6 protein-coding genes are annotated in these 6795 nt (G+C 70.4%); 2 read left to right on the top strand and 4 right to left on the bottom strand.

Features of this window, described 5'->3' with window-relative positions:
* On the bottom strand, positions 1-270 hold a 270-nt coding region (locus tag VF665_RS15550; protein WP_331054353.1), incomplete at its 3' end, for a hypothetical protein.
* Positions 271-642: 372 nt separating this feature from the next.
* Between VF665_RS15550 and VF665_RS15545 the strand changes: the two genes are divergently transcribed.
* The gene (locus VF665_RS15545; protein ID WP_331054352.1) at positions 643-1965 is read left to right on the top strand and encodes an SMP-30/gluconolactonase/LRE family protein; all 1323 of its coding nucleotides are present in this window, start codon (positions 643-645) and stop codon (positions 1963-1965) included.
* Between the two features lie 600 nt (positions 1966-2565).
* Here VF665_RS15545 and nadA read toward each other — a convergent pair.
* The gene (nadA, locus tag VF665_RS15540; RefSeq protein ID WP_331054351.1) at positions 2566-3642 is read right to left on the bottom strand and encodes a quinolinate synthase NadA; all 1077 of its coding nucleotides are present in this window, start codon (positions 3640-3642) and stop codon (positions 2566-2568) included.
* 273 nt (positions 3643-3915) lie between these two features.
* Complete coding sequence (gene erpA / locus VF665_RS15535; protein ID WP_331054350.1) at positions 3916-4281, bottom strand: iron-sulfur cluster insertion protein ErpA; 366 nt, start codon at positions 4279-4281, stop codon at positions 3916-3918.
* A 286-nt stretch (positions 4282-4567) separates the two neighbouring features.
* Between erpA and VF665_RS15530 the strand changes: the two genes are divergently transcribed.
* A complete protein-coding gene (locus VF665_RS15530) occupies positions 4568-5623 on the top strand; it encodes a DMT family transporter (RefSeq protein ID WP_331054349.1) in 1056 nt (351 codons plus the stop codon).
* Between the two features lie 447 nt (positions 5624-6070).
* On the opposite strand, the gene VF665_RS15525 is transcribed toward VF665_RS15530, so the two are convergent.
* A partial coding sequence (locus VF665_RS15525) for a fused MFS/spermidine synthase (RefSeq protein WP_331054348.1) occupies positions 6071-6795 on the bottom strand: 725 nt, incomplete at its 5' end.

The raw sequence follows: 6795 nt of genomic DNA, 5'->3' as shown, positions 1-6795 counted from the left end.
GTCCGCGTACGGATCGCCGATCTGCACCAGCAGCCCGCGCGCGGCTTTTTCGTAGATCTGCGCGTCGCTCAGGGAGTCCACCCCCTGTGCGGCGATGCGGGCCACCACCTCGCGAAAAAGCTGCTCGCCCCGCTGCCCGCTGTACGCCTGCAGCGCAAAGCCGCCCACCAGCGTGGGAAGCAGCAGCGCGGCGGCCAGCGAGCGGCGGCGCGCCGTGCGGCGGCGGGATTCGGCCGCGGTGCGGGCCGGAGTGGGAGGCGTGCGCTTCATGATGTTCCTTGCGGCTTCAAAGCTGCTTTTTCACACGCGTGCGCAACCTGCGGAACAGGATGCGGGCACGCTCCGGCCCTGCGCGGGTCCGGCGGGGCAATTCCCCCTGCGCCGGACGATTGATCCACCCCGAACCGCTTGCGATCACGTCAGTTGGGCGCCACCGACCACCCGTGCCCCGAGGCGCCGTGCAAGGAGCGTACAACCCTGGCCACGGCCCCGCCCGGAGCGGCACGGACCCACTCCGCGATCCTGACTGCTGAGATTTTAGCACACCACGTCCCCGCGCGCCAGATGCCCGTCGGGCGCGGGTCGTGCGGGTACGCCGGGCTCCGCGCCGGGTGGCGCCGCCTGTGAACCGAATCGCGATCCATGAGCCGCACCGTCCTTCTGGCCCTTCGCGCCGCCGCCGCGGCGCTGCTCCTTGCCGCCCTTCCCCTCGCCGCGCAGGACGTCGGCTCGGCCGACGCGGAGCCCGACAGCACCTGGCGCGAACACGTCGCGGCCGGCGACCAGGCGCGCGACGCCGGCGACTGGGGCACGTGGCGCTACCACCTGGTGCGGGTGCGCGAGCAGATCGGCTACCATCCCCAGGTGCTGCTGGCGCTCGCGCGGGCGGATACGCGGCTGGGCCGCACGGAGGACGCGCTGGGGTGGCTGCGCGCCTACGCCGCCGCGGGCCTGGTGCACGACCCCGCTGCCGACACCGTCCTGGCCGCGCTGCGCGACGCGCCGGGGTGGAACACGGTGACCGCGCGGCTGGAGGCCAACCGCGGCCCGGTATCAACCGCGCAGACTGCCTTTATCGTCCCGGACTCGCAGTTTCTGCCCGAGGGCGTGGCGTTCGATGCACGGACCCGCCGCTTCTTTCTGACCAGCCTGCGCCACGGAAGCATCGCGGCGTACACGGCGGAGGGCGGGTTTCGCGACTTCGTGCCCGCGGGCGGGGCGCGGACGTGGTCCATGCTCGCCGTCGCGGTGGATACGGCGACGCGGACGCTGTGGGCCACCACCGCCGCGCTTCCGCTGTACGAGCGCTACCAGGCGGCAGACAGCGGACGGTCCGCCGTGATGGCGTACGACCTGGATTCCGGGGTGCTGCGCCGCCGCTACGACGCGCCGGAGGAGGGCCGCCACACGCTGGGCGACATCGCCGTGGGCCCGAACGGGACGCTGTACGTGTCAGACGCGGACGACGGCACGGTGTACCGCATCACCCGCGGCGCGGAGGAACTGGAGCCGTGGGTGGCGGACGAGTTCGCCTCGCCGCAGGGGCTGGCCGTGGCGGCGGACGGCCGGCGCGTGTACGTCGCGGACTATCTACGGGGCATCGCCGTGGTGGATTCATCCGGCGAAGCGCTGTCGTGGGTGCAGGCGCCGGATTCCATCGCGGTAGCGGGGATCGACGGGCTGGTGCGCGCGGGCGACCGGCTGATCGCGGTGCAGAACGGGGTGATTCCCAGGCGCGTGGTGGAGTTCATGCTGAACCCGGCGGGGACCGCGATCACCGGATGGCGCGCGGTGGAATCCGCCACCCCGGTGCTCACCGAGCCCACGCACGCGGTGGTGGTCGGCGGCGAGGTGTTCTTTGTGGCGGACAGCGGGTGGGACCGGCTGAATCCGGATGGCACGCTCAAACCCGGGATGACGCTGGTGCCCGGGCACGTGCTCCGCGCGCCGCTGCCGGGGCGGTAACGAAACGGAACTGCGGTTGGGATGGATTAAGCACCCGTCACCCTCTAAGCCCCTTCCGCAAACGGGAGTAGGGGGGAGCCGATCGGCGCGCGGGAAGGTTCGGTGCGTATGCGCGGGCTCGTTCGAGCGCGGCGAGAGGGACGGTTCGGTGCGCGTCCTCGGACCCGTTCGAGCGTCGGCGCGGGGCGGGCGGCGGCGCTGGTAGGCCGGCCTCGTGCCCGGCGGTTGAAACCGCGCCTGGAGAAACACGAAGTCCGCCTCCGCGGACTGGGCCGCGGCATGTGCGCCGGTCTCCAATGCAGTTGAAGCCCCGAACGGCGCCTGTGGGCGTCGTGTCGGGGCTTACCGCTTCTGGAGCGGCGGATTCATCCGCTCAGGAATGCGGCGACCATCTCTGATCTCCGCCCGGCACACGCCGCCGCGTGCACTTGAAGTCCCCCCGTCTGTTTGGGGGACTTTCCGCTGTTGTTGCGGCAAATTCATTTGCTCACCCACTCTCGCCCGCGCCGAACCCCGCCGACGCCCATCCAGGCGCCCAAACAGAAGCGGCGGCACCGGATCCGGGGCCGCCGCTCTTCATCATCCCCGAACCGCCGCGGCTCAGGCGCAGCCGCAGCCGGGCTTGCGCAGGCCGGCCTCTTCCAGCGCGGCTTCCTCAGCCGTGGGGGCCACCCACCCCTCGTTCAGCTCCAGCATGCGGCGCAGCGAGCGCTCCGCCCGGGTGCGCACGTCCTCGTCCAGCACCAGCTCGTACTCGCCGTGGTCCAGGCACCACGCCAGCTTGGCCAGCGTGTTCACCTTCATGTTGCCGCAGATGGCGGCGCCGCTCAGCGGAACCAGCGTCTTGTCTGGAAAGCGCGCCTTGAGCCGGTCCACGATGCCGCGCTCCGTGCCGAAGATCACTTCCTCGTTCTGCTCCGCGATCCCCACCATGGCCGCGGTGGAGGCCACCACGTCGGCGCGGGCCAGCAGGTCCGCCCGCGCTTCAGGGTGGATGACGACCAGGGCGCGCGGGTGCTTCTTCTTCGCCGCCTCCAGCTCGTCCATCACCAGATCGTCGTGCACGTAGCAGTAGCCGTCCCACGCCACGATGCTCCCCGGCTGCACCGGCCCGCCCTCGCGCCCGGCGATCACGTACGGCCGCCCCGTCTTTTCGGCGCTGTACTTGGCCAGGTTGCGGTCCGGCACGAACAGGATGGTGCGGTCCGCCGGAATGGTGTTCACGACCTGCACGGCGTTGGCGCTGGTGCAGCAGATGTCGCTTTCGGCCTTGACCTCGGCCGTGGAGTTCACGTACGCCACCACCACGGCGTCGGGATACCTGGCCTTGAGCCGGCGCAGCGCGTCGCCCGTCACAAAGTCGGCCATGGGGCAGCCGGCGCGCAGGTCCGGCATGAGCACCGTCTTGTCCGGCGACAGGATCTTGGCCGTTTCGGCCATGAAGTGCACGCCGCAGAACACGATGACGTCGGCGTCCGTGCGCGCGGCCTCCTGCGAAAGGCCCAGCGAGTCGCCCAGGTAGTCGCTGACTTCCTGGATCTCCACGCGCTGGTAGTTGTGCCCCAGAATGACGGCGTTCAGCTCCGTCTTGCGGCGGCGGATACGCTCGGCCAGCTCCTCGCGGGAGAGGCGCGCGTACTCCAGCGGCGTGCGAAGGGTGTCGGCGATCTGAATCATGCGCACCTCGGCGGCTGAAACGCGGTCGGCGGTTTCCGTCCCAACGTAACGCCCAGGGTGCGGGCGGCTACGGTTCCACGACTGTTCTCATGTTGAGAACGTTCCCAATATACACATTTTCCCCAGGAAAGCAACCGCCTGGGCACGCAGATCGTAGCAGGGGAGGTGGATGGGAGGAGGCGGATGGTCCACGGACGGGCACGAGCGACGGAGAAAGGGCCCCGCGGCGTGTGCCGCGGGGCCCAAATCATCCAGCGCCGCCGTTCGCGGAGATCAGACCGTGAACGAGCTTCCGCAGCCGCAGCCGCCGGAGGCATTGGGGTTGTTGAAGGTGAAGCCGCTGCCCTGGAACGTGGACACGTAGTCGATCTCCGTGCCCTGCAGGTACTGCAGGCTGAACGGGTCCACGAACAGGCGGATCCCCGCCGATTCCAGGATCATGTCGTCTTCGCCGGCCTCGTCCTCGATGTTGAGGCCGTACTGAAAGCCCGAGCACCCGCCGGGAAGCACGCCCACGCGCAGGCCGGCCGTTTCGGCGGCGCCCTGCTCTTCGATGTAGCGGCGCACCTCGGTAGCCGCCGTTTCCGTGAGCAGAACCGGGCTGGAGGGAGCCTGGGTATCGATGGTATTGGTCTGCATGGCCTTCACCCCGCCGTTGGGAGGTTCGCTGCGGGCCGCGCTAAGTCCCGCTTTCAAAGCGACTTGTACGCACCGGGAACCAGCAGGTTCCGCGCCGCGCCGACGCTGTAACTCCACAAGTATATCCAGAAGACCCGCAAGATCAACCTCCCCGCCCCGCCCTGCCTCGCGCCGCCCCCGATGTGCGGCCCGCCGCGGCCGGGCCGGCGTGCGGAAGCGCGCTCCGGCGGGGCGGGTTATCTTTCCCGCTCGCCGACCTGTTTTTCGTTGAAAGTACCGGACCGCCGTGCCCAGCCGTCTGCCCGACCCGCCGTCCACTCCCGCCGCCGACGCCGCGGCGGAAACGCCCGAACTGCACGGCGAAGTGCCGCCCGTACGCCCGCCCTCCGCGGGCAGGTGGCGGTTCCGCATGACGCCGGGGATGCGCTACATGGCGGCGGGGGCGTTCTTCTTCAGCCTGATGAGCCTGCTGGTAAAGCTGGCCGGGTCGCGGCTCCCCAGCCAGGAAGTGGTGATGGGCCGTGCCATCGTCACCATGATCCTGAGCGCGGGGGCCGTGCGCCACGCCGGCGTGTCGCCGTGGGGCACGCGCCGGGGGCTGCTGACGCTGCGCGGCGTGTTCGGGTTCCTGGCGCTCTCGTGCTTTTATCACTCGCTCACGCACCTGCCCATCGCCGACGCAACGGTCATCCAGTACACCAATCCCGTGTACGCCGGACTGCTGGCCGTACCGCTGCTGGGGGAGCGGCTACGGCGGCGCGAGGTGCTTTCCGTGCTGGCGAGCATGGTGGGGGTGGTGCTGGTGATGCGGCCGGCCTTTCTGTTCGGCGGATCGGCGCACGCGCTGCCGCCGCTGACGGTCGGGATCGGTCTGCTGGGCGCCATGTGCAGTTCGGCGGCGTACATCACCGTGCGCAAGCTGGGAAAGACGGAGCACCCGTCCGTGATCATCGCCTACTTCTCCATCATCTCCGTGCTGGCGTCCGTGCCCGTGGCGCTGCCCGGGTGGATCTGGCCCACCCCGACCGAGTGGCTGGTGATCGTGGGGATCGGCGTGACGACGCAGTTCGGGCAGACGGCCATTACGCACGGGCTGCGGATGGAGCGCGCGGGGACGGCCACGGCGACCGGGTACCTGCAGATCGTGTTCGCCGCGCTGTGGGGGGTGCTGTTCTTTGCGGAGGTGCCGGATGCGGGGACGCTTCTGGGGACGGTGGTGATCGTGGGGAGCACGCTGGCGCTGGCTCCCCGCAGCAAGCCCGCGGACCCGGTCTCGGCGGAGGTCGTCGAGCCGGTGGAGGAGGAAGAGGGTGGGGGAACGCCGAGGCGGCTGAGCGAATGAATTCGCCGCAACAACGACGGAAAGTCCCCCCAAACGGACGGGGGGACTTCACCTGCACGCGGCGGATTGCCCGGTAGAGATTGGCGGACTCCTGCGTCGCCGATGGCGTCCTGAGCGGATGAATCCGCCGCTCCAACAGCGGGAAGCCCCGACACGACGCCCACAGGCGCCGTTCGGGGCTTCAACCGCGTCTGGGGCTCGCGATGAGGCCGCGGCCGCAGTCCGCGCAGGCGGACTTCGTGCTTTTCCAGCGGCGAATTCATTCGCTCCGGACAGGCGGACGCGTCAGGTCGCGCGGTCCGCACCGAAACGACCGGCACAGTCCGCGGAGGCGGACTTCGTGTGTCTCGAGGCGCGGTTTCAACCGCCGGGCACGAGGTTGGCCGCTGCCGCGATGCGCACCGATGCGGCCGCCGCCGTCCGCCCCGCGCCGGCCTCCCCCGCCCGCTACGGCTCGAACACCGCGAGCAGGCTGGAGTAGTCGTCCGTCCACGGCTGAATGGCGCGCTTGGTGAGCGGCTTCCAGCGCGAGTCCGCATGCAGCAGCATCAGGTCGTTCTCCGACCGCGCCACGGCCACCCACGTCGCGATGCTCTCGTACCGCTCGCGCTTTCCCGCCGGGCCCGTGCTCACCAGCGACGCCAGCCCGCGTTCCCGCGCCAGTGCCGCCACCACCGGTTCCAGGTCCAGGTACCGGTTGCTGATGTGAATCCCCAGAATGCCGCCCGGGGCCAGGCGCCGCAGGTACGTGTCCAGCGCCTCCCGCGTCAGCAGGTGCACGGGGATCGCGTCGGAGCTGAACGCGTCCAGCAGAATCATGTCGTACGGCGCGGCGCGGTCCGCGGCCAGCGACAGCCGCGCATCGCCCAGCACCACCCGCTTGCGGGCGGGAGCCTGGGAATAGAACGAGAAGTAGCGCGGGTCCGTGGCCATGTCGCGCACGTGCGGATCGATCTCAAAGAACGTCCAGTCCTCCCCCGCCTTCGCATACGCCGCCAGCGTCCCCGTCCCCAGCCCCACCACCGCCACGCGCCGCCGCCCCGCCCGCTCTTCCGTCGCCGCGAAAAGCTGCCCCATGGGCCCGCGCGGCAGGTAGTAGGTAATGGGCTCCATCCGCCGCGCCGGATCCACGTTCTGCGCGCCGTGCAGCGTGCTGCCGTGCCGCATGGTGT

Source organism: Longimicrobium sp. (genome assembly GCF_036387355.1).
Lineage (GTDB): Bacteria > Gemmatimonadota > Gemmatimonadetes > Longimicrobiales > Longimicrobiaceae > Longimicrobium.
The sequence above is the reverse complement of the archived record's forward strand: the minus strand, read 5'-3'. Positions and strand labels throughout refer to the sequence as shown.

Excerpts from the sequence above, each read along its gene's own strand:
- VF665_RS15545 (WP_331054352.1), top strand. The coding sequence starts at position 643 with ATGAGCCGCACCGTCCTTCTGGCCCTTCGCGCCGCCGCCGCGGCGCTG.
- nadA (WP_331054351.1), bottom strand. The coding sequence starts at position 3,642 with ATGATTCAGATCGCCGACACCCTTCGCACGCCGCTGGAGTACGCGCGC.
- erpA (WP_331054350.1), bottom strand. The coding sequence starts at position 4,281 with ATGCAGACCAATACCATCGATACCCAGGCTCCCTCCAGCCCGGTTCTG.